The organism is Methylobacterium aerolatum (assembly GCF_022179085.1).
GTDB lineage: Bacteria > Pseudomonadota > Alphaproteobacteria > Rhizobiales > Beijerinckiaceae > Methylobacterium > Methylobacterium aerolatum.
The window spans coordinates 80,374-102,848 of sequence record NZ_BPQE01000020.1; the positions used below are offsets into that span (position 1 = coordinate 80,374).

Here is a 22,475-nt window from a genome sequence, read left to right on the forward strand (position 1 = left end):
TGTCATCGGGTCGGTTACGGCTCTGGAACGGGAGGTCTCGCCATGGCGATGCTGAGCTACGAGCGCAAATACCGGGTCCGCGGCGGCACCTTGCTCGGCGGCGACCTGTTCGATTTCTGGATCGGCCCGTTCTTCGTCGGATTCTTCGGCGTGACGGGTCTGTTCTTCACCGTGCTGGGCACGGCGCTGGTGATCTACGGCGCGGCCCTGGGGCCGACCTGGAACATCTGGCAGATCAACATCGCCCCGCCGGACATTTCCTACGGCCTCAAGCTCGCGCCCCTGAAGGAGGGCGGGCTCTGGCAGATCATCACGATGTGCGCGCTGGGCTCGTTCAGCTCCTGGGCCCTGCGCGAGGTCGAGATCTGCCGCAAGCTCGGCATCGGCTACCATGTGCCGATCGCCTTCAGCATGGCGATCTTCGCCTACTTCACCCTGGTGGTGATCCGCCCGTTCCTGATGGGCGCCTGGGGCTACGGCTTCCCCTACGGCATCCTCTCGCACCTCGATTGGGTGTCGAACACGGGATACCAGTATCTCCACTTCCACTATAACCCTGCGCACATGCTGGCGGTGACGTTCTTCTTCACCACGACGCTGGCGCTGGCGATGCACGGCGGCCTGATCCTGTCCTCCACCAACCCGCCCAAGGGCGAGGTGGTGAAGACGCCCGAGCACGAGGACACCTTCTTCCGCGACACGATCGGCTACTCGATCGGCACCCTCGGGGTGCACCGGCTGGGCTGGTACCTCGCGCTCGCCGCCGGCTTCTGGAGCGCGGTCTGCATCGTGATCAGCGGTCCGTTCTGGACCCAAGGCTGGCCCGAATGGTGGGGCTGGTGGCTCAACCTGCCCGTCTGGCGCTGAGCCGGCTCACGCGCCGCATTCCCTTCCGCCGCGCCGGCATCCACGGCGGCGGAAGGTGCCCTGAAATCCCGCTTTCCGCGCGGGGGATGTCGCGGATGCACCGAGCCGGTCCGGGTTGACCGCACGGCCTCGAAGGGATCGGACGATGGCCTACTACCAGAATTTCTTCACCCTCGTTCAGGTCCGGCCCATCGAGCCGGAAATGGGCGTGCCCGTGGCCGTCGAGGGCCGCGTCGGCAAGCCGTTCAACAGCTACTTGTTCGGCCTTCTCGGCAACAGCCAGGTGGGGCCGATCTACATCGGCTACATCGCGGCGCTCTCGATGGTCTGCGGGCTGATCGCCTTCGAGATCATCGGCCTCAACATGTGGGCGTCGGTGAACTGGAACCCCGTGCAGTTCGTGCGGCAACTGCCCTGGCTCGCCCTGGAGCCACCGCTGCCGAAATACGGCCTGCGCATCCTGCCGCCGCTGGCGGAGGGCGGCTGGTGGCTGATCGCCGGCTTCTTCCTCACCACCTCGATCCTGCTGTGGTGGGTCCACCTCTACCGGCGCGCCCGGGCGCTCGGCCTGGGGACCCACGTCCCGTGGGCCTTCGCCAGCGCCATCTGGCTCTACCTCGTGCTGGGCTTCATCCGGCCGATCATGATGGGCTCGTGGTCCGAGGCGGTGCCCTTCGGCATCTTCCCCCACCTGGATTGGACGGCGGCCTTCTCGCTGCGCTACGGCAACCTGTTCTACAACCCCTTCCACATGCTCTCGATCACCTTCCTCTACGGGTCGGTGCTGCTCTTCGCGATGCATGGCGGCACCATCCTGGCCTGCTCCCGCTACGGCGCGGACCGCGAGATCGACCAGATCGTCGACCGCGGCACCGCCACCGAGCGCGCCGCCCTGTTCTGGCGCTGGACGATGGGCTTCAACGCCACGATGGAGTCGATCCACCGCTGGGCGTGGTGGTTCGCGGTGCTGACCACGCTGACCGGCGGCATCGGCATCCTGCTCACGGGCACCGTGGTGGACAACTGGTACCTCTGGGCGGTGAAGCACGGCGTTGCGCCGGCCTATCCCCAGGTCTACGGGCCGATCGTCGATCCGGCCCATCTCAACCCCGTCGTGAAGCCGTGAGGAGGGCGCCATGAAAATCGTTCTCTCTGTGGCCGGGGCCGCCCTGGCCCTCTTCCTCACCATCGCGATGTTCGGCGGCGCGGGCTGGACCCACCCGCCCATGGCGAACAAGCAGACCGGCTTCCGCGGCACCGGCATGGACCTCATCCGGACCAAGGCCGGCAACGAGGAACTCGCCGCAGCCAACCGTGCCCCGGCGCCGGCGGACCCCGCCGACGCCTCCGGCGACAAGGCCTCCGCCGTCTACGAGAACGTCCAGGTCCTGGGCGACCTCTCGGCGGAGCAGTTCAACCGCGTGATGGTGTCGATCACCGAGTGGGTGGCGCCGCAGCAGGGCTGCACCTACTGCCACAGCACCGAGAACATGGCCTCCGACGAGCTGTACCAGAAGCGCGTCGCCCGCCGCATGTTCCAGATGACCCAGCACATCAACTCGGCCTGGAAGGAGAACCACGTCCACGAGGCCGGGGTGACCTGCTACACCTGCCACCGGGGGAATCCCGTGCCGGCCAACATCTGGTTCGACACGCCCCCGCCCTCGGCTGCCTCCAAGTTCATCCCGCGCAACAACGGCCAGAACCTCGCCTCGGCCAATGTCGGGCTGACCTCGCTGCCCTATGCCGTCTTCGACGAGTACTACGCGAAGAAGGACGTGCCGGAATCCTACGTGCGGGTGAACGCGACGACGGCCCTGCCGGAGTCGAAGAGCAAGCCGATCCAGGATGCGGAGCGCACCTTCGCGATCATGATCACCATGTCCCAGGCGCTGGGGGTGAACTGCACCTTCTGCCACAACACCCGCTCGGTGGCGCAGTGGGACACCAGCACCCCGAACCGCGTCCAGGCGTGGCACGGCGTGCATTTGGTGCGCGATCTGAACCAGGACTACATGTACCCGCTGACCACCACCTTCCCGGCGGCCCGCCTCGGCCCGACGGGGGACGTGGCCAAGATCAGCTGCGCCACCTGCCACAACGGCGCCAACAAGCCGCTCAACGGTGCCAAGGTGATCGAGCCCTATCCGGAGCTCGCCAAGCCCACGACGCAGGTGAGCCTGCCCACCGGCGAGGCCAAGGATCCGATCCCCGGCACCACCACCCCGGCGGTCAAGGCCCCGATGTAAGCGAGGGGGCCGCTCTCCGAGAGGGGAGCGGCCCTTTCCGTTCGTCGCCCGCTAGGACGGTCGGAGCGTCTTCGGTTCGATCCGGGCCGCCTGCTTGCCGGTCTTTGCGGGCGACGCGAGACAATCCAGGGATCCGCCACGTTCGGCGATGTCCCGCTTCCCTGGATCGGTTCGCTGACGCTCCCGAGGACGGGGGCGGCGTTTGATCCACGTTTCGCTGAAAACGGTTTAGGATGCGACGCCCCGTCCGGGTTGCGCTTTTCGGCGATGCCGCGGCCCCGTCCCGCGTCGCCCTCGTCGAGAGCGGCTCCCGCGACGTTCGGACCTGGCTGGAGACCAATCCATGACGATCACGATCTCGAATTTGCAACCGGTCATCGCGATCGTCGCCGGTATTCTCATCCTCGTGGCGCCGAGGCTCCTGAACTATATCGTCGCGATCTACCTGATCGCGGTCGGCGTGATCGGTCTGGGCCTGTTCCGCGGCCTGTCTTGACGGCGACGTCTCCCGCCCTTCCTGAGACATCACGCCGTTCATCATTTGTCGGAAAGCATGCATCCGCCGCCGATCGTCAGTGAATGGAACGGCCCCCGGCCCATCGTTCATCTTGCGTTGCGGTACAGGATGGTTCACCCCGCCGGGAAGGGGTCACTCGACCCGGCTGCAGGCGACGAAACGGAATCGAGATGGCTGGCGACGTGAAGTGGGTCTACGCCTTCGGCGACGGCAAGGCCGAAGGCAAATCGCAGATGCGCAATCTGCTCGGCGGCAAGGGTGCGAACCTCGCCGAGATGTCGAACCTCGGGCTGCCGGTGCCCCCCGGCTTCACCATCACCACCGAAGTCTGCACCTACTACTACGACCACGGCAAGCAGTATCCGCCGGAGCTGCGCGACCAGGTCTCCGCCGCCCTCTCGCAGGTGGGCAAGCTCACCGGCCGCTCCTTCGGCGATGCGAAAGCCCCACTCCTCGTCTCCGTGCGCTCCGGCGCCCGCGCCTCCATGCCGGGCATGATGGACACGGTGCTCAACCTCGGCCTCAACGACGAGACCGTCCTGGCGCTGGCCAAGGAGGCGGACGACGAGCGCTTCGCTTACGATTCCTACCGCCGCTTCATCACGATGTACTCGAACGTGGTTCTCAACGTGGAGCACCACGCCTTCGAGGAGGCGCTGGAGCACTACAAGGAGACCAAGGGCTTCGACCTCGACACCGAACTCGGCGCCGAGGATTGGAAGACCCTGATCAAGACCTACAAGGAGATCGTGAAGAAGGAGCACGGCTCCGACTTCCCGCAAGGCGCTGACGACCAGCTCTGGGGCGCCATCGGCGCCGTGTTCAATTCGTGGATGATTCCGCGCGCGAAGAAGTACCGCGAGCTGAACAGCATCCCCGAGAGCTGGGGCACCGCCGTCAACGTGCAGGCCATGGTGTTCGGCAACATGGGCGACACGTCGGCGACCGGCGTCGCCTTCACCCGCAACCCCTCCACCGGCGAGAAGGCGCTCTACGGCGAGTTCCTCATCAACGCCCAGGGCGAGGACGTGGTGGCGGGCATCCGCACGCCGCAGAACATCACCGAGAAGGCCCGTGAGGAGGCCAAGAGCGACAAGCCTTCCATGGAGAAGGCCATGCCCGAGAGCTTCGCGGAGCTGACCCGGATCTACGGGATCCTGGAAGGCCATTACCGCGACATGCAGGACATGGAGTTCACCATCGAGAAGGGGAAGCTCTGGATGCTCCAGACCCGCAACGGCAAGCGCACCGCCAAGGCGGCCCTGCGCATCGCCGTGGATCTGGCGGCCGAGGGGCTGATCTCCCGCGACGAGGCCATCGGCCGGGTGGAGCCCTCTGCCCTGGACCAGCTGCTGCACCCGACCATCGACCCGAAGGCCGAGCGCAAGGTCATCGCCAACGGCCTGCCCGCCTCTCCGGGCGCCGCCACGGGCGAGATCGTGTTCAACTCCGAGGACGCCGAGGACCATCGCAAGGCCGAGAGGAAGTGCATCCTCGTGCGCGTCGAGACCTCGCCCGAGGACATCCACGGCATGCACGCCGCCGAGGGCATCCTCACCACCCGCGGCGGCATGACCAGCCACGCGGCGGTGGTGGCCCGCGGCATGGGCAAGCCCTGCGTCTCCGGCGTCGGCACCATCCGCATCGACTACAAGGCGCAGACGATGACCGTCGGCGGCCAGACGCTGAAGGCGGGCGACAAGATCACCATCGACGGCTCCACCGGCCAGGTGATCCTCGGTGAGGTGGCGATGCTGGAGCCGGAGCTGTCCGGCGACTTCGCCACCCTGATGGAATGGGCCGACGGCATCCGCACCATGAAGGTGCGCACCAACGCCGACACGCCCACCGACGCCCGCACCGCCCGCAACTTCGGCGCCGAGGGCATCGGCCTCTGCCGCACGGAACACATGTTCTTCGACGGCGACCGCATCGTCGCCGTGCGCGAGATGATCCTGGCGGACGACGCCGAGGGCCGTCGGGCTGCACTCGCGAAGATCCTGCCCTACCAGCGGCAGGACTTCCTCGAGCTGTTCAAGATCATGTCCGGCCTGCCGGTGACGATCCGCCTCCTCGATCCGCCGCTGCACGAGTTCCTGCCGCACACCGACCAGGAGGTGCAGGAGGTGGTGAAGGCCACGGGCGTGACCGAGGACAAGATCCGCCAGCGCACCCGCGAACTCTCCGAGCACAACCCGATGCTCGGCTTCCGTGGCTGCCGTCTGGCCATCGCCTTCCCCGAGATCGCCGAGATGCAGGCCCGCGCCATCTTCGAGGCGGCGATCCAGGCCGCCGCCGAGACCGGCAGCCCGGTGACGCCGGAGGTGATGGTGCCCCTAGTCTTCACTCGCGCCGAGTTCGACCTCGTGAAGGGCCGGATCGACGCCACGGCGAAGGCCGTGTCCGAGGAGAAGGGCGCCAAGCTCGACTATCAGGTGGGCACGATGATCGAGCTGCCCCGCGCCGCCCTCATGGCGGGCCAGATCGCGGAGACGGCGGAGTTCTTCTCCTTCGGCACGAACGACCTCACCCAGACGGCGCTCGGTATCTCCCGCGACGACGCGGCGACCTTCCTCGGCCCCTACACGCAGAAGGGCATCCTGCCCGCCGACCCCTTCATCACCATCGATCAGGAGGGCGTGGGCGAGCTGGTGAGGATCGGCTGCGAGCGTGGCCGGGCGACCCGCAAGGGCATCAAGCTCGGCATCTGCGGCGAGCACGGCGGCGATCCGGCCTCCATCGATTTCTGCCAGAAGGTGGGGCTCGATTACGTGTCCTGCTCGCCCTACCGGGTGCCGATCGCCCGCCTCGCGGCGGCACAGGCGGCGCTCGGCAACAGCCACGGTGGCGAGGGCTGAGTCCTCGCACCGGGACCGACCGTTCCGGGAACCCCGGGGGGCTCATCCCCCGGGGTTTTCCTATGCGGATCCTCCCGGAAATGTTGGATCAACCGTGGATCGCGAAAATCCGTGGATCGCCCGCAGGCCGGTCTTGAACCTCTGCCGTTTCCACACGTTGCATGATAGCGAAGGCCTGCAACCTCCGCCCTTGGCCGGATCGTCCTGCCATCGTGGCCGCCGGTGATTCAACCTCCCATGAGCGACCGCACCTCTTCCCCCCTCGTCCTGTCCGACGCGCTCGTTCCCCGGGCCGCCGTCCGGGCATGGCTGGCTGTGAGCGGCGGAATGGGCGCACTGGCCACGGGCCTGATGCTGATGCTGTCGGTCGCCGCCAATAGCGGCGGCGAGGCGGAGCGCATCACCGAGACGCAGGATGATGCCTACCTCACGACCCTCGTCTCCGCGCTTGCGGTCAATTTCGCCAAGCCGCTCCGGTAGGCAGGCCGTTACGACAGGGCCGGGCCTCGGTCCCACCGCCGTTCCCGACACTCCGTCGTCGTTGCAAAGAGCGCGAAGCGTTCCAGGGGATCGCTACGCCCTGAGACCTCATGCAGACCCGGATTGCTTCGCTCTCGCCCGCCATGACGATGCGGGCCGCGATCGCTGCGCCTACGCCATGCCGTCGATCGCCACGATCAGATGCTTCGGCCCCCGCAGGGCCGAGCCGTCCCGGTAGGGCGGCGGATCCTGCACGAGGCGCGGGGCCTTGAGGCGCCGGGTCAGCGCGGTGAGGGCGGATTCGGCCTCGAAGCGGGCGAGGGGCGCCCCGACGCAGTAGTGCAGCGAGCCGCCGAACCCGAGATGGCGCGTGCCGGCGCGGTCGGGGTCGAACCGGTCCGGGTCCTGGAAGACCGTGGCGTCGCGGTTGCCGGCCGCCAGGAGGAGCAGAACCTCGGCGCCCTCGGGGATGGTGACGCCCGCGATGTCGATGGGGCTGAGGGCCTTGCGCAGGCGGAACTGCACGGGCGGCTCGTAGCGCAGCAATTCCTCGATGACGCGCGGCGCACGGCCCGGATCGGCCTTCAGCTTCTCAAATTCGTCGGGGTATCGCAGCAGCGTCAGCAGCCCGTTGGTGATGAGGTTCACCGTCGTTTCGTGGCCCGCCACCAGCATCAGCACCGAGGTGGCGATGAGGTCGTAATCGCCCATCTTCACGCCGTCGGGGGTCGTCTCGTTGGCCAGCCCCGACAGCATGTCGTCCTGCGGATGCTTGCGCTTCTCCTTGATGAGGTCGCCCATGTAGGCGCCGATGGCATCGAAGGTGCGGCTGTTCTTGGCGCGGGTCTCCTCGTCGGTGAGGCTGTCGGGTTCCAGCGCCGTGGCGAGCTGCGTCGCCCATTCGTGGAACTGGGGCTCGTCCTCGCGGGGAATGCCGAACAGCTCGCAGATCACCGTGACGGGCAGCGGATAGGCGAGGTCGTCCACGGCGTCGAAGCGGCGGGCGTCGCGCTTGGCGTCGAGCAACTCGTCCACCAGCCTGTCCGAGCGGGCGCGCATTCCCTGCACGCGCTCGCGGGTGAATTGGTGCATCACCGCCTTGCGCAGCGCGTCGTGGTCCGGCGGATCGCGGAAGATGAAGGGGCGATGGTGATCGACGATCCGGTCCTTGATCGGCTTGATCAGGAAGTCCGTGATCGGGTTGCCCGTCCTCGGACGGTCGGCGGGGGGCAGGGTCTCGGAGCTGATGCGCGGATCGCCGAGCAGGCTCGACACCGCCCCGTGGCTGGAGGCGACCCAGACGCCGTCCTCCGTGCCGTCCTCCTGCCAGGAGACCGGGTTCTGCCGCAGGCGTGCGTAGAGCGGATAGGGATCGGGCCGGTTGGCGGGATCCTTGATCTGGGTCAGCAGCGTGGTGTCGGCCATGGCGGCGGGGCTCCGTTCGCCTGTGAGACAAGGGTCCGCGAAGGGGAAGGTCGGCTCAGGCGAAGCCCGGATCCCGGATGTCGAGGGATTTGCGAGGACGGTCGAGGGCGGGAGCGTCGGGCGGGAAGGGCGCGGCGGTCTCGATGAGCCGGGAATAGGCCGGGAGCCATCGGGCGCTGTCCACGGCGACGGCGGCGATGCACCGTCCCGCCCGTCCGTACACGGCGACGAAGCGGCGCTCCTTCGGATCGCCGTGGACGATGGCGACCGCGTCCGCCCCCTCGGTGAGGCCCACGGACTTCACCACCATGTCGCCCTGCGTGGACCAGAAGTTCGGCACCGCCGCATAGGGCAGCCCGCGATCCTCCCCGGCGAGGAGGCGGCCCACATGCTCGGCCTGCGCCACCGCGTGGCCCCAATGCTCCAGGGCGACGCGCCGGCCGCCGTAGAGCGGGTGCGGGAAGCGCGCGACGTCGCCGGCCGCCGCGATGAACGGGTCGGGACGGCCGCGTCCGTCGATGACGAACCCGTGCTCGTCGCAATCGACCCCGCCCGCGTCGGCGGACAGCCCCGAGCCTTCGAGCCACTCGGTGTTGCGCACCGCGCCGAGCGCGACGACGGCGATGTCCGCCGCGATTCGCGTGCCGTCCTTGAGGAGCACGCCCGAGAACCGGCCGTCCGAGGCTTCCAGCCGGTCGGCCTCGCAGTTCATCCGGAGGTCGACGCCCCGGCTCCGGTGGACCTCGCCGATCGGGTCTCCCACCGTCCGGCCGATGACCCGCGAGAGGGGCGACGGGCTCGGGTCGATCAGGCTCACGGGCAGGCCGAGGTCGCGGCATACGGCGGCCACTTCGCAGCCGATGAATCCCGCCCCGATCACCGCCACGTGCCGCGGTCCCGCCGCGAGGGCGGTCCGCAGGGCGGCGGCGTCGTCGCGCCCCCGGATGGAGAAGACGCCGGGGAGCCGCCCCTCGTCGTCGTGGACCCATGGGCGCGCCCGGGTGCCGCTGGCGATCAGCAGGGCGTCGTAGGACAGGGTGCCGCCGTCCGCGAGGCGGACGATCCTCCGATCCCGGTCGAGCCCCGTGGCGGCCACACCGAGGCGCCACGCGACGCCGTCGCCCAGGCTCGACGGCAGTTGCGTGACATCGGCCGGAAGGTGGCCGGTCAGGACATGCTTCGACAGGGGCGGCCGGTCATAGGGGCGGTACGGCTCGTCGCCGAGGATGGTCAGGGGGCCATCGAACCCCGCCGCGCGCATCGCCTCGGCTCCGCGCAGGCCGGCGAGTCCCGCTCCGACGACGACGGCGTGCCCTTGGAGGGGTGTCGTCGGCATCTCAAAGGCCCGGATCTTCGACCCGGATCGCCTGGACCGGGCAGGAAATACGGGCTCGCTCAATGTCGGCACGGGCCTCGGCGGAGGGCGCGGGGTCGTAGAACAGGGCCTCCCGTCCGTCGATGCGAAAATGCCTCGGCGCGGCGTAGCAGCATTGCGCGTAGGCTTGGCACAGATTCAGGTCGACATTGACCCTGAGCGGGTTGGTCACGGGACGTGTTGCGGGATCGGGCATGGCCTGCCAACCGGGGCGCGGCGTCTCGGTTCCGCCCTCCGCTGTTGCGGCGCGCAAAGGCCGCGACGTGATGTGTTTCCAAGCACGCTCCCGGCGATCAGCCTCCCGCCTTTGATCTTTATTCGAGCATGGCAGGATTGATCGATCCGGCCAAAACATCGGTGCATCGTGCGAGACATAGTTTGTCGGACTGAAATCACGGATAGGTCGAATCCTGTGGCCGTCGTATAAGCTGTATCCACCATCGGGACGCCCGCCCCTGACGCGCTTTGGGAGGTTCACCATGCCGACCGCAATGCGAAGCAGCCTGATCGCCGCCGGTCTCTGCGCGGGGCTCGGCGCGGCCATGGCCGCCGGGGAGCAGGGGCCCGGCAAGCCCTCCACCTGGTCTGATCCGCCTGCCCGCTCGACGGAGGCGCCCAAGCCCCCCGAGGCGGCCGGCAAGCCGGCGCTTCCGGCCGCCGCCTCGGCGGCGCAGCAGAAGCAGGGCGAGCGACACGCCGCGAAGGCGGCGACCCGCCGCGAACGGCTCGCCGCGTCCCGCGCCGAGCGGCGAGCGGCGCAGCTGGCCGAGAAGGAGCATCGCCCGCGCCCGGTCACGGCCTCCCGCCGCGCCGCGCCCGTGGTGTCCGTCAAGCCGGGCGGCCCGCCCGTCGTCTACCGCACCTATCCGGCCTACAGTGCCGCCACCGTTCCCCCGGACGAGGAGGACGAGCGCTTCGACCGCCTGAGCACGGCGGTGCCATCGGGCTATCTCGTCATGCGCCGCCGGACGATCGAGTATCCCGACGGCCGCACCATCCGCATCTATCGCCCGGCCGAGGACGGCTTCGCCGACTAAAGCGTTTCCGGGGAAACCCGGATCATACGCCGGTGCCGTCTTTGCGAGCGTCAGCGAAGCAATCCAGGGCGGCGGGACGTGACCGGACGTGGTGGATCCCTGGATTGCTGCGCTTCGCTCGCAAAGACGGTCAAGCAGGCGATCCGGATCAAACCGAAAACGCTCTAGTGCTGTGACGCACCCAACTCGTTCATGCGTGTCTGCACTCGCTCATTGTTTTTGCATCAATTTTTCCAGTCTCGGCTGATGCCTCCGACTGGATCGATGCCCGAGACGCCGCCCGCGCCGGGTTTCCCGCCTGGCGGTCTCCGCTCAGCGCGGGAGGGGCAGCAGCGCGGTGGATGAGCCGGTGAAGCGGTTGCGGGGCGCCTCGGAGCGCGAGGCATCGCGCACGAACTGCGTCGTCACCGTCTCGGGTCCGGCGGCGATGGTCTCCGGGGGCACCGTCTGCAGGGGCCGGGCCGTGGCCACATGGACGGGCACCTCGCGGCCGGCCGGGGCGGCGACCGCACCCATGGCGACGGCATCGAACAGGGCCTGCAGCTGCTCTTTCGCGTCGGCATCCGGCGCCACGAGGGCGGCGTGGGAGACGGGCTCAGCTTCGACCACCGGCGGGGATGCCAGGGACGGCTCGGGCTCGACGGAGACGGGCTCGTTCGACGCCGTGAGGTTTGCCATCCCGCCGTCGAGGGAGGCGAGCTGGACGGGACGGGCGGGCGGCAGGGGCATCGCCAGCGCCGCCGCGGCGACGATCAGCGCCTCCGCCGGACGGCGCGGCGGCAGGGGCGCCAGAACGGAGGGCAGGGCCTCGGCCAAGTCGGCGGCAGTGGCGGAGGCAGTGGCGGAGGCCGTGGCGGCGGAGGTCTGCGCCGGCTCGGCGGTCAGCAGGCTCCGGGCGTCGGCGGCGGGGGCCTTCGCGACGAGGGCGGCGCCCGCATCCGGCGCGGCGTAGGCCAGCGGCGCCTTCGCGCCGAGCGGCATGTCGGGGTCGGCGCTGGCCACGGCGACGACGGGCGCCGGTTTGCCCCTGCGCGGCGCCGGGGCCGGAGCGGCGGCGGCCACCGGCTGCGGCGCGGGCGAGCCGCCGCCGAACAGGCCCGCGAGGAAGCCCATCAGGCCCGGGCCGTCCTCCTCCTCGCCCCCGGCGAGTTGGGTGGTGATACCGGCGACGGTGCCGCCGCGGGCCAGGATCTCGGCCTTGGCCTCCTCGTAGCGGGCCATCGGATGGCCGTCCTGGGGGAGGTGCACGGTCCGGCCGTCGGGGAAGATCCGGGCCAGCTGGTCGCGGCTCATGCGTGGCCAGGAGCGCACCGACCCGACATCGAGATGGATGAACGGGTTGTGGGCGTGCGGATACCAGCCGACGCCGCCCCGGGACATCAGGAACCCAACCTCGCGGATCCGGTCGATCGGCACGTCGGGGAGGTAGAAGTCCATCGCCTTGCCGAGCATGTGCTGGCTGAACTCGGCGACGGCCCGGGAGCGGCGGCGGAGCATGGCGTTGGTGCCCGGCGAGCGATAGGCCGAGACGATGTTGATGGGCTGCGAGGAGCCCACCTGCCGGTAGGCCTCCCATACGGTGTCGAACAGGCGCGGATCCATCTTCGTCGGCTCGTTCATGCGCCAGTCGCGCAACAGCCAGTTGAGCTGTTCGAGGGCGGCCCGGTCGTAGCGGCCGTCCCGCTTGAAGGTGATCGTCGCGCTTTCCTGCGTATGGGTGTGGTAGATCGTGAGGGTGCGGGTATCGCCGTTGGCCACCGCATTCTCGGTCTCGGCGGTGGTGGCGAGGAGCGCGGCGGCGAGGCCGCTCAGGGCCAGGAGACTCCGGCGCAGCGAGGCGGCGGTCACGCGTCTGAACGGCACGGCACAGCCCTCTCGCAAACCCCTGCGGGTCGTGGATCCACGGCGGCGCGGGGCACCCGGCGCCGCCTTCCCAGGCGAAACGGCTAAGTCTGGACCGTGGCGAAATCTTGCCCGTTCGTTACCGGGCGCACAGCTTAAGCGTGTAGAGGTCGCGATGGGCGGTGGACGGCCGCCCTACCAGAACGAGCGCGTGACGGGCGCGGGCGCCGGCGACCAGAAGCCCGGCTCGCCGTCGTCCGGCCGCACGCCCGCGCCGGCCGAGCGGCCGTAGCCGAACGCATCGCCTTCGCCGGAGTAGCGGTGCGGGCGGGCGGCGAGACGCCGTGCCTGGGCGGTGCGGTGGCTGGAATGGGCGGCCGGGGCGGGCCGCTCGGCCACCGCGCGGGCGGGCTCCTTCGGCAGCTTGGCGATGGCCGGTCCACCCGCGCCCGGGAGGCCGAGCGCCGCCTTCATCGGCCCGTCGTAGCCGTAGAGATCGGGGAAGTGGCGGAGGGCGCCGCCCTCGTCCACTGCGGTGGTGAAGTAGGCGATGTGGACCGGCAGCTTCTGCGGCAGGCGCAGGGTGCGCTCGCCCTTGCCGATGAGCTTCTTCAGCCGCTCCTCGCTCCAGTCGGGCAGCACCGCGTCGGCGAAGCGGAAGGGATCGTCCACGCGCACGCAGCCGTGGCTGAAGGCGCGGGTCGCGGCCGAGAACAGCGAGCGGTTCGGCGTGTCGTGCAGGTAGACCGCGTGCTGGTTGGGGAACATGAACTTGATGAAGCCAAGGGCGTTCTTCTCGCCCGGCGGCTGGCGCAGGGAGATGTGGCCGCCCCGGCGGACGATCTCGTAGCCGCCCCAGGTCTTCCCGCCGTAGCTCGCGAGCTTCGGCACCATGGTCTTCAGGATCGAGGGCGGGACGTACCAGGACGGGTTGACGACGGCGTATTCCATCAGCCCCGAGAAGAGTGGGGTAGGCGATTCCGTCTTGCCGACGATCACCCGCGCCTCGTCGCGCACCTGCCCGTTCCGGGTGATCCGCAGGCGGAACTCCGGCACGTTCACGAGGACGTAGTCGCTCCCCAGGTCGCCGGGCAGCCAGCGCCAGCGCTCCATATTGACGATCAGTTCTGGCTCGTCCCCGCCCTTGGCCGGGCGACCGGCATCGGCGAGGGCCAGGACCGTCCGGGCGTTGAGGACGCCGTTGGCGGGCAGGCCCTGGTCCTTCTGGAAGCGCTTCACCGCATCGGCGACGGCGGCGTCGTAGATCGTGGCGTCGCCGCCGGCGCGATCCAGGCCGAAATAGCCGCGCAGATCGGTCACGCGGGGATCGCGCATGCCCTCCTTGAGGGTCGGCCCCTTGGCCAGCACGAGGGGTTTGCGCGCGGTACCGCGCGGGGCGCGCAAGGCGGCGAGGCGGGCCTTGAGGGCGAGATAGCCCTTCGTGGCAGGGTTGAAGCGCTGCAGCGCGTCGCCCGCGCCGCCTCCGGCCTCCGCGAGTTGGCCGAGCACCGCGTCCCCCGTGGGCAGGGCGAGTGTCGGCGTGATCAGGCGGGAGATCGATCCGGAGGCGATCCGGCCGCCCCTGGCATCGCGGGCATAGAGCACCGCCGCCGCGGAAAGGCGCAGGTCCGCCTCGGCCACGGCCTTGTCGTCGGGCTTGTCGGCGAGTGCCGGCACCGGGTAGGCGCGGGGCTCCAGCCCATCCTCTCCCGCCGCCGCCAGCCGCGCGGCCACGGCCTTGGCCGCCGGGGTCCAGGCGCCGTCCGCGATCCAGACGGGCTTGTCGCCCCGCGCGTCGTAGAAACCCTTGATCGCCTCCCGCTCCTTCCCGCCGAGTCGCGCGAGGAGCGGGGCGGGATCGGCGAGCCGTGCCGCAACGGCGGCGGGCAGGGGCTCGGCCGGGTTCACCGGCGCCGCGGCCGCCGGGGCGGGGACGCTGTCGGGGGCGGGGTCCGGCGCCTTGTAGTCGGAGGGCGCGTCCGTTCCGGCGGGCGAGGGCGATGCCGGACCGGCGGCCGCATCGGGCGACTTAACGGAAGGGGGCGCCGCAACCGGCGCGGCCGAAGGGGTCTCGGTGGCGGGAGCGACGGACGGCTCCTCCGTCGCGGAGCGGGCCGGCGCGGCGGCCATCATCCCGGCGAGGAGGGCGGCCAGCGCGACCTGATTGGAGCGCAGGGCTCGCATCGAACTCTCCCTCGGCACGGCCGAACTGCCGCACGACGAGACCTAGTCCTATCGCCTTAAGCCGAGCTTTCACAATGGCGCAGGACGCAAGGCTGTCGCCCCCGTCCCGAAATGCAACCAGAGGTGGTTACATCCCTCCGCGGGATCACGACGATCGCGCCAAGTCCTTGCGCGGGCGGAGAGATCGGCGGGAGAGCGCCGCTCCGGCACCCGCCGCGGTCCGGGCGCGACGCGGCGTGCGCCAACGCACGCCGTCTCGGATGCCCCTGTCAGGTCGGCCGGGCCAGCCCGGCGGCGTCGAGGGCCTTGCCCTGCCGCTTCATCAGGGCATCGATGGAGAATTGCTCGATCTCCGCCTCGAACAGCCGGTGATAGTTCAGCTCGGACTTCAAGTGCAGGAAGACAGCCCCGAGGCCGACGGCGGCCCTGTCCATGAAGACGAATTCCTGCGGCACGGTCACCGGCCCGCGCTCCTTGAGCGCCTGATGCACCTGGAACGCCTGCTTGCGCCCGTACTCGCCGGGCTTCACCCCGTCGGCCACCGTCCGCACCCGATCCTCCAGAAGAGGCCCGTAGATGAAACGCGCCCAGATGTTGAGGATCTCGATCTTCTCCTTGTCGAGGTCGCGGAAGCCCCAGGTCTCATAGGCGTGGACCGTCCGCGCCTCGTCGTTCGTCAGCAGGCCCCGGTACAGGTCCACCACGCCGCCGACGAAGCGGGGATGGAAGATGCGCACGCAGCCGTAATCGAGCAGGTTGATGCCCGCCGGCTCGTCGCCGTCGCGGAAGACAGTGTAGTTGCCGAGATGCGGATCGCCGTGGATCACCGCCGCCCGGCTGAACGGGTGCCACCACGCCTTGAACATCGCCTGTGCGATGCGGTTGCGGATCTCCACGTCCTGCTCGGTGAAGCCGAGGATCTTCTCACCCTCCAGCCAGCCGAGGCTGAGGAGGCGGCCGGTCGAGAGGTCTGGATGCACCGTCGGCACGCGCACGGCGTCGATGTCCTTGAGAACCGCGCCGTAGAGGCGCGCGTGCTTGGCCTCGCGCTCGTAGTCGAGCTCCTCGCGCACCCGGGCGCCGATCTCCTTGGCGATCTCGCGGGTATCGATCCACGAGTTCATGCGTCGATGCAGGGCGAAGGCGACCTCCAGCTGCTTGAGGTCGGCCTCCACGGCCGATTGCATATCCGGGTACTGCAGCTTGCACGCGAGGGGCTGGCCGTCCGTTGTGGTGGCCCGGTGGACCTGGCCGAGGGAGGCGGCGGCGGCGGGCTTCAAGTCGAAGCTACCGAACCGGCTCATCCATTGGGCGCCGAGTTCCGCCTGCATCCGGCGCTTCACGAAGGCCGCGCCCATGGGCGGCGCGTCGGCCTGCAGCTTCTGCAACTCGGCCGCGTATTCCGGCGGCAGCAGATCGGGCACGGTGGCGAGCAGCTGCGCCACCTTCATGATCGGCCCCTTCAGCCCGCCGAGCGCCTGGGCGAGGGCGGCAGCGTTCGTCGTGCCCTCTTTTCCGAATAGGCGCGACATGGCCATGCGGGCAGCGACGCCGCCGACATTGGCGCCGACGCTGGCATAGCGCCCGGCCCGGGCGGAGAAGCGGTTGGCTTCGCGGTCTCGATCAGCAGTGGACATCGTCTCGCGGTCTCGGGTTGCCTAGGAGCGAGATATGTCTCGGGTGGGCCGGTAGAAGGGCACCGGGGCGCTGGGACGCGGGCCCGTCAGGCGTCCGGCCAGTTGTCCCGGATCCAGCGGGTCAGCCCCGCCTCATCGATCTCGCCGGCGGCGAGGCCACGAATCGTTGCGACCTCCTACGTCTCATCGGCGGTACCGATCGATCCGAAGTATCTCGGCGCATCGCATATTAAGTCGGTCTGCTCATCGAATACACAGCGATGACTTAAATTTAATCCAGAAGTATGAATTCCGAAATTTGCGGAGAATGCAGGACGGATCTGACAAATGATCTAAAAATTAGATTTGAATCTGTTTCAATTGATGGATTATATAGATGAAATTCTTCACTGATTTCGGCTTTAGGCCCGTTCGGTAAGATATCGAATGAACCATCGCCGTTTGCGATTGCATGAACGCAGTCGCCTGGAGTTGCATTCAAGCGAAAAAAAATCTCGTCAGGCAAAATGACAGCGGTTGATTCGCCAATTTTCTTCACTTCGACTTTCACGTTTAGCCTCCTCGCATTGAGGCAGGGTATGGAAAAGTTTGCTGTTGCACAAACGAAAAAGGGCGGCCCCAAGGGACCGCCCATCGGTATCGCGAGACGGCGCAGCGGCGCCGGGCCGACGCTCAGCGCTTGCCGCCGAGGTTGCCGAAGCGCGAGGTGAAGCGCGAGACGCGACCGCCGCGATCGAGCATCTTCTGCTCGCCGCCGGTCCAGGCCGGGTGGGTCAGCGGGTCGATGTCGAGGTTGAGGGTGTCGCCCTCCTTGCCCCAGGTCGAGCGGGTCTTGTACTCGGCACCGTCCGTCATGACGACGCGGATGAAATGGTAGTCGGGATGCTCCGTCGGCGTGCGGGCCACCTTCGCGACCTTGATCGAGGCGGAGTTCGCCGGGGAGTTCTGCGAGGTGTTCGACGGGCTCTTCGCCGGTGTCTTGGCCATGACTCGTTCTTCCTCTTGTTTCTCGCACACGGCGGGAGGCGCGAAGGGCGCCGCCCGGCCCGAATGCCACTTTAAAACGGGTCCACGCTGTTGCATCGAACGGGGGGTTCGTGGCAACCGCGCGTCGGGAGCCGACCGGGTGACGGCCGCGGCCATACAACACACACAATCGGATAAGCGGCGGCGTATACCCCACCCGTCGGATCCGAACAAGCGTCGGGGGGAGTGCACGATGAGGCGTGATGGCCCGCAAAGGTAGAGACGCGTCGGCCGGCTCGGCGAGGGCCAAGGCACCGCTCAAGGCCCTGCGTCCGCTGCTTCCCTTCGCCCTGCGCTACCGGGCGCGGATCGCCGCCGGGCTCGTCGCCCTGGCCTGTGCCTCCGGCTCGACGCTGGTGGTGCCCATCGCCATGCGCCGGGTGATCGACCACGGCTTCTCGGAGGACGGCAGCGGCGTCATCGATGCCTACTTCCTCGCCCTGCTCGGCGTGGTCGCCTGCTTCGCCCTGTCGAGCGCGGCGCGGGTCTACACCGTCGTCACCCTCGGCGAGCGGGTGGTGGCGGACCTTCGGTCGGCGGTCTTCGCCCGGCTGACGATCCTCGATCCGGCCTTCTTCGACCGGGCGCAATCGGGGGAGATCGTCTCGCGCCTCACGGCCGACGCCACGCAGATTAAGTCCGCCTTCGGCGTCTCCGTCTCGATCCTGCTGCGCAACCTGTTCCTCTTCATCGGCGCCGTGACGATGATGGTGATCACGAGCCCGAGCCTGTCGGTGCTGGTGCTGGCGGCGATTCCCATCATCGTCTTCCCGCTGATCTTCTCCGGACGGGGCGTGAGGCGCCGGTCCCGGGCGGCTCAGGATCGCCTGGCCGAGGCGTCGGCCTATGCGGCGGAGGCGGTCGGTGCGGTTCGCACGATGCAGGCCTTCGGCCGCTCGGCGGACACCGCCGCCCGGTTCCGGGCGGCCTCCGAGGAGGCCTACGGCGCGGCCCGGGCCTCGATTCAGGCGCGGGCGCTCCTCACGGGGGTCGCCATCTTCCTCATCTCGTCCTCGGTGGTCGGCGTGATGTGGTACGGCGCGCAAGGGGTGCTCAGCCACACGATGACCGGCGGGCAGCTCTCGCAATTCGTGCTCTACGCGGTGTTCGGCGCCGGGGCGCTCGGGCAGTTGTCGGAGGTCTATGGCGACCTCGCCATGTCGGCGGGCGCCGCCGAGCGTCTGACGGAAATCCTCACCACGGAACCCGCCGTGAAGGCGCCCGTGCCCGCGCTGCCGCTGCCGCAACCGCCGCAGGGCTCGGTGGAGTTCGACGGCGTGCGCTTCGCCTATCCCACCCGGCCCGGCCATTGGGCGCTGGCGGGATTGAGCTTCACGGCCGCGCCCGGCGAGCGGATCGCCGTGGTCGGACCGTCGGGGGCGGGCAAATCGACGGTGCTTCAATTGCTCCTGCGCTTCTACGACCCGCAGGAGGGCCAGATCCGCATCGATGGCGTTGCGGTGTCGGCGGTCGATCCCGAGGACCTGCGGGCGCGGATCGCCCTGGTTCCCCAGGACCCGATCGTGTTCTCCGGCACGGTGAGCGAGAACATCCGCTACGGCCGCCCCGAGGCGAGCGAGGCGGAGGTCCGGCGGGCGGCGGAACTCGCCCACGCCCACGGCTTCGTGGAGGCGCTGCCCCAGGGCTACGCCACGCAGGTGGGCGAGCGGGGCGTTACCCTCTCCGGCGGCCAGCGCCAGCGCATCGCCATCGCCCGTGCGATCCTGAAGGACGCGCCGATCCTGCTGCTGGACGAGGCCACCTCGGCCCTCGACGCGGAGTCCGAGCGGGCGGTGCAATCGGCCCTCGATACGCTGATGCGCGGGCGGACGACCATCGTGATCGCCCACCGTCTCGCGACGATCCGCGCGGCCGACCGCATCCTCGTCCTCGACGACGGGCGGATCGTGGAATCCGGCACTCACGAGAGCCTGCTGGCCTACGGCGCGCTCTACGCGCAGCTCGCCAGCCTGCAATTCACCGATGCCCTGGACGAGACGGCCCGCGGCAAGGACGCGCGTCCCCGGGCGGCCTCGCTGACGCCGGGGGAATGAGCGGCGGGCGGCCTACCGCTCCGTGAGCTTCAGCTCGATGCGGCGGTTGCGGGCATAGGCCTCCTCGGTGGTGCCGCCGTCGAGGGGCTGGAACTCGCCGAAGGCCCCGGCCAGCAGGTGCTGGGGCGCGATGCCCTTGCCCGCGAGGTACTGAACCACCGCGATGGCGCGGGCGGCCGAGAGCGCCCAGTTCGAGGGGAACTGGCTGGTGGCGATCGGCCGGGCGTCGGTATGGCCGTCCACCCGCAGCACCCACGGCAGATCGGGCGGGATTTGCTTGGCGAGGTCGCCGATGGCGGCGGCGATCCGGTCGAGTTCCGGGGCGGCCTCGGGCTTCAGGGTTGCGGAGCCTGCGGGGAAGAGAACCTCAGATTGCAGCACGAACCGGTCGCCGACGATGCGGATGTCCGGCCGGCTGCCGAGGATCTGGCGCAGCCGCCCGAAGAAGTCGGAGCGGTAGCGCGCGAGTTCCTGCACCTTCTGCGCGAGGGCGACGTTCAGACGGCTGCCGAGTTCGGCGATGCGCGCCTGGCTCTCCTTGTCCCGGTTCTCGGAGGCGCTGAGGGCGTCTTCCAGGGCGGCGAGCTGGCGCCGCATGGCCGCGATCTGCTCGTTCAGGACATCCACCTGCGAGCGCGCGCGCTTGGTGGCGCCGCGTTCCGCCTCCAGCTGCGCGTCGGCGGAGGCGCCGGCCCCCGCGCTCACCGTGGCCGCCTCGGCCTGGGTCTTCGCTTGGTCGCGCTCGGCCTCGACCATCGCCAGGGTGGAGCGCAGGCTGCGCAGCTCGGTCTCGCTGGTCTGTCTGTTCGAGCGTTCGAGGGCCAGGAGGTCGGTGAGGTCCGCGAGCTGCCGGTTCAGCCGCGCCAGGGTCGCGTCGCGCCCGGTCAGTTCCTGGCCGAGGAAGAATTGGCCGACGACGAAGACCGTCAGCAGGAACACCACCGAGAGCAGCAGCGTCGCCAGGGCATCGACGTAGCCCGGCCAGACGTTGATCGTGCTGCGTCCCTTGCGGCCGACGGTGGAGACCATCAGACGCGCTCGCGGCCCAGCCGGTCGAGCACCTGCTTCAGCTCGCGTTCCCGGCTCGCCTGCGCCTCGACCCAATCGCGGATCATCTGCTGCTCGGCGCGCATGTGCTGCACGAGCCCCTGGATACCCTCCGCGAGGTTGGTCATCGCCTGCGTCGCGACGCGGTTGCCGCCGCCGTCGGCGACGATCGCGGTGAGGCGGTCGATCGCGTCCTTGAGTTCCTGCGTGGGCAGGGTGGCGGCGGGGGCCAGCGCCGCCGCCGGGGCCGCCGCCGGGGTGGCTTCGGGCGCCGGGCCCACCGCCATCAGCCAATCCTGCAATTCGTTGTGGAAACGTCCGTGCGCCTGCCCCGCCTGCAGGTCCAGGAAGCCGGTCACGAGGGACGAGGCGAGGCCGAACAGCGAGGCCGAGAAGGCGAGGCCGATGCCCGAGAGCGGCACGGCGAGGCCGGATTTCAGCTCATCGAACATCACCCCCGCGTCGCCGCCGCCGCGCATCCCCTTGATGACGCCGCCCACCGCCGACAGGGTGTCGATCAGGCCCCAGAAGGTGCCGAGCAGGCCGAGCAGGATGAGGATGCCGGCGATGTAGCGCAGCAACTCGCGCCCCTCGTCCAGACGCGCGGCGATGGTGTCGAGGAGCAGGGTCGTGCCGGGCACCGCCACGTTGCCGGCCCGTGCCACGACGGCGTTCTGCAGGGGGCGCAGCAGGTCGTGGTTGTTGCGCGGCGCCTCGCCCGCCGCCACGGCGTTGACGAAGGCGACCTCGCGGGACAGCCGGAACACCTGCGCGAAGGCGACGATGACCGCGATCAGCAAAACCCCGAGGATCAGCCCGTTCAGCCCCGGATTGGCCGAGAAGGCGGGGACGATCTGCCGGTACAGGATGAAGGCGAGGAAGCCGACGAGGGCGAGGAAGATCACCATTCGCGTCAGGTAGATGCCCGGCTGCGAGAGTGGCCTCGTCTCGGGATCGCGGGTCACTCGCGCGGCCATCGGGGGATCGTGCCTGTCCATCGGTGAGGCGAACCGCCTGCCGGCCCACCCGGCGGCACTCTGGCGGGATGCCCCCTCCCGATCAAGTCACGCCGGCGACCGGAAGACCGGGCCTCCTGACCGTTTCAGGGTGACATGAGCCCGATTCGATGCCCTCTGGCGCAGACCGGCGGCCCGGTCCGCGTGGTTCATTGCCGCGCCGGGGCGTTGAGGCCATAGCCCCGGAAGCGCCGCACCGTGTCGGCGATCTCCGCCTCCGACAGGATCTGGGGCGTGCCCACCTGCAGGGCCACGGCGAACTGGTGACACAGCGTCTCCAACTCGCTGGCGAGCCAGATCGCCCGTGCCATGTCCGCCCCGGCGGCGATCATGCCGTGGTTGGCGAGCAGGCAGCAGGAGCGCCCCTCCAGGGCGGCGAGGGCGAGCCTGGAAAGCTCCTCCGTCCCGTAGGGCGCGTAGGGGGCGCAGCGCACGGTCGCCCCGCCGAAGGCCGCGATCATGTAGTGGACCGCCGGGATCTCCCGGCCGCAGATGGCAAAGCCCGTACAGTAGATCGGGTGGGCGTGGACCACGGCGCCCACCTCAGGCCGGGCCGCGAGGATGTCGCGGTGGAAGCGCCATTCCGAGGAGGGCTTCGTCCCGGCGGGGCTCGTCCCATCCATGGCGAGGGGCACGATGGCCTCCGCGTCGAGGGCCTGGGTCGGGACGCCGGAGGGCGTGATCAGCAGCCCGTTCCCGAAGCGCAGGGAGACGTTGCCGGAGGTGCCCCGGTTCAGGCCCAGCGCGTCGAGTTCCCTCGCCGCCGCGACGACGCTCTCCCGTGCCGTCCGCTCCGCCGCCTGCATGGTCCCCTCCCTGTGGCGCGACCGGGGTAAGGGCTGCGGCGCTGCCGGTAAAGAC

19 protein-coding genes and 1 pseudogene are annotated in these 22,475 nt (G+C 69.4%); 8 read left to right on the top strand and 12 right to left on the bottom strand.

The genetic code is table 11. The features are described from left to right. The first annotated feature begins 42 nt into the window (after positions 1–42). From pufL to MFF06_RS13845, 6 genes are all read left to right on the top strand, one after another. Complete coding sequence (gene pufL / locus MFF06_RS13820) at positions 43–867, top strand: photosynthetic reaction center subunit L (RefSeq protein WP_238204763.1); 825 nt, start codon at positions 43–45, stop codon at positions 865–867. A gap of 145 nt (positions 868–1,012) precedes the next feature. After that, a complete protein-coding gene (pufM, locus tag MFF06_RS13825) occupies positions 1,013–1,993 on the top strand; it encodes a photosynthetic reaction center subunit M (RefSeq protein ID WP_238204766.1) in 981 nt (326 codons plus the stop codon). A gap of 10 nt (positions 1,994–2,003) precedes the next feature. After that, the gene (gene pufC, locus MFF06_RS13830) at positions 2,004–3,116 is read left to right on the top strand and encodes a photosynthetic reaction center cytochrome PufC (protein WP_238204768.1); all 1,113 of its coding nucleotides are present in this window, start codon (positions 2,004–2,006) and stop codon (positions 3,114–3,116) included. Between the two features lie 343 nt (positions 3,117–3,459). Then, the gene (locus MFF06_RS13835; RefSeq protein WP_238204770.1) at positions 3,460–3,612 is read left to right on the top strand and encodes a DUF3096 domain-containing protein; all 153 of its coding nucleotides are present in this window, start codon (positions 3,460–3,462) and stop codon (positions 3,610–3,612) included. A 191-nt stretch (positions 3,613–3,803) separates the two neighbouring features. After that, complete coding sequence (gene ppdK / locus MFF06_RS13840; RefSeq protein ID WP_238204779.1) at positions 3,804–6,491, top strand: pyruvate, phosphate dikinase; 2,688 nt, start codon at positions 3,804–3,806, stop codon at positions 6,489–6,491. Between the two features lie 237 nt (positions 6,492–6,728). Beyond that, positions 6,729–6,971: a hypothetical protein gene (locus MFF06_RS13845; RefSeq protein WP_238204781.1), complete on the top strand. Its 243-nt coding sequence runs from the start codon at positions 6,729–6,731 to the stop codon at positions 6,969–6,971. Positions 6,972–7,142: 171 nt separating this feature from the next. On the opposite strand, the gene MFF06_RS13850 is transcribed toward MFF06_RS13845, so the two are convergent. Genes MFF06_RS13850 through MFF06_RS13860 form a run of 3 tightly spaced genes read right to left on the bottom strand, consistent with a single transcriptional unit; the run spans position 7,143 to position 9,967 of the window. Continuing rightward, positions 7,143–8,396 (bottom strand): cytochrome P450, encoded by a 1,254-nt coding sequence (locus MFF06_RS13850; protein WP_238204783.1) that lies wholly within the window; start codon positions 8,394–8,396, stop codon positions 7,143–7,145. A gap of 55 nt (positions 8,397–8,451) precedes the next feature. Continuing rightward, positions 8,452–9,732 (bottom strand): NAD(P)/FAD-dependent oxidoreductase, encoded by a 1,281-nt coding sequence (locus MFF06_RS13855; RefSeq protein ID WP_238204785.1) that lies wholly within the window; start codon positions 9,730–9,732, stop codon positions 8,452–8,454. A 1-nt stretch (position 9,733) separates the two neighbouring features. Further along, entirely contained in the window at positions 9,734–9,967 is a 234-nt protein-coding gene (locus MFF06_RS13860; protein ID WP_238204787.1) for a ferredoxin, read from the bottom strand. A 283-nt stretch (positions 9,968–10,250) separates the two neighbouring features. Here MFF06_RS13860 and MFF06_RS13865 point away from each other — a divergent pair, with 283 nt between their 5' ends. Further along, on the top strand, positions 10,251–10,808 hold the full coding sequence (locus MFF06_RS13865; RefSeq protein ID WP_238204790.1) for a hypothetical protein: 558 nt from the start codon (positions 10,251–10,253) through the stop codon (positions 10,806–10,808). Between the two features lie 312 nt (positions 10,809–11,120). Here MFF06_RS13865 and MFF06_RS13870 read toward each other — a convergent pair whose 3' ends face one another. From MFF06_RS13870 to rpmE, 6 genes and pseudogenes are all read right to left on the bottom strand, one after another. After that, entirely contained in the window at positions 11,121–12,671 is a 1,551-nt protein-coding gene (locus tag MFF06_RS13870) for a peptidoglycan L,D-endopeptidase MepK (RefSeq protein ID WP_238204791.1), read from the bottom strand. Between the two features lie 174 nt (positions 12,672–12,845). Further along, positions 12,846–14,834, bottom strand: coding sequence for a L,D-transpeptidase family protein (locus tag MFF06_RS13875; RefSeq protein ID WP_238204793.1), 1,989 nt, complete (start codon positions 14,832–14,834; stop codon positions 12,846–12,848). A gap of 269 nt (positions 14,835–15,103) precedes the next feature. Beyond that, positions 15,104–16,471: an ABC1 kinase family protein gene (locus MFF06_RS13880; protein ID WP_238204795.1), complete on the bottom strand. Its 1,368-nt coding sequence runs from the start codon at positions 16,469–16,471 to the stop codon at positions 15,104–15,106. A gap of 86 nt (positions 16,472–16,557) precedes the next feature. After that, positions 16,558–16,644: pseudogene (locus tag MFF06_RS13885) on the bottom strand (type II toxin-antitoxin system death-on-curing family toxin); the annotation flags it as partial. Between the two features lie 98 nt (positions 16,645–16,742). Beyond that, a complete protein-coding gene (locus MFF06_RS13890; RefSeq protein WP_238204796.1) occupies positions 16,743–17,021 on the bottom strand; it encodes an AbrB/MazE/SpoVT family DNA-binding domain-containing protein in 279 nt (92 codons plus the stop codon). Between the two features lie 122 nt (positions 17,022–17,143). After that, a complete protein-coding gene (gene rpmE, locus MFF06_RS13895; protein WP_283207277.1) occupies positions 17,144–17,377 on the bottom strand; it encodes a 50S ribosomal protein L31 in 234 nt (77 codons plus the stop codon). Between the two features lie 323 nt (positions 17,378–17,700). On the opposite strand from rpmE, the gene MFF06_RS13900 reads away from it, so the two are divergent. Next, positions 17,701–19,551, top strand: a complete 1,851-nt coding sequence (locus MFF06_RS13900; RefSeq protein ID WP_238204798.1) for an ABC transporter transmembrane domain-containing protein — start codon at positions 17,701–17,703, stop codon at positions 19,549–19,551. A gap of 12 nt (positions 19,552–19,563) precedes the next feature. Here the strand turns inward: MFF06_RS13900 and MFF06_RS13905 are convergent, their stop codons facing one another. The 3 genes from MFF06_RS13905 to MFF06_RS13915 all read right to left on the bottom strand — a co-directional run bounded on the left by MFF06_RS13905 (position 19,564) and on the right by MFF06_RS13915 (position 22,420). After that, entirely contained in the window at positions 19,564–20,580 is a 1,017-nt protein-coding gene (locus MFF06_RS13905; RefSeq protein ID WP_238204800.1) for a peptidoglycan -binding protein, read from the bottom strand. Then, positions 20,580–21,575, bottom strand: coding sequence for a MotA/TolQ/ExbB proton channel family protein (locus tag MFF06_RS13910; RefSeq protein WP_238204803.1), 996 nt, complete (start codon positions 21,573–21,575; stop codon positions 20,580–20,582). The genes MFF06_RS13905 and MFF06_RS13910 overlap by 1 nt, the downstream gene beginning before the upstream one ends. A gap of 188 nt (positions 21,576–21,763) precedes the next feature. Continuing rightward, positions 21,764–22,420, bottom strand: coding sequence for a class II aldolase/adducin family protein (locus MFF06_RS13915; RefSeq protein WP_238204805.1), 657 nt, complete (start codon positions 22,418–22,420; stop codon positions 21,764–21,766). Between the last annotated feature and the right edge of the window lie 55 nt (positions 22,421–22,475).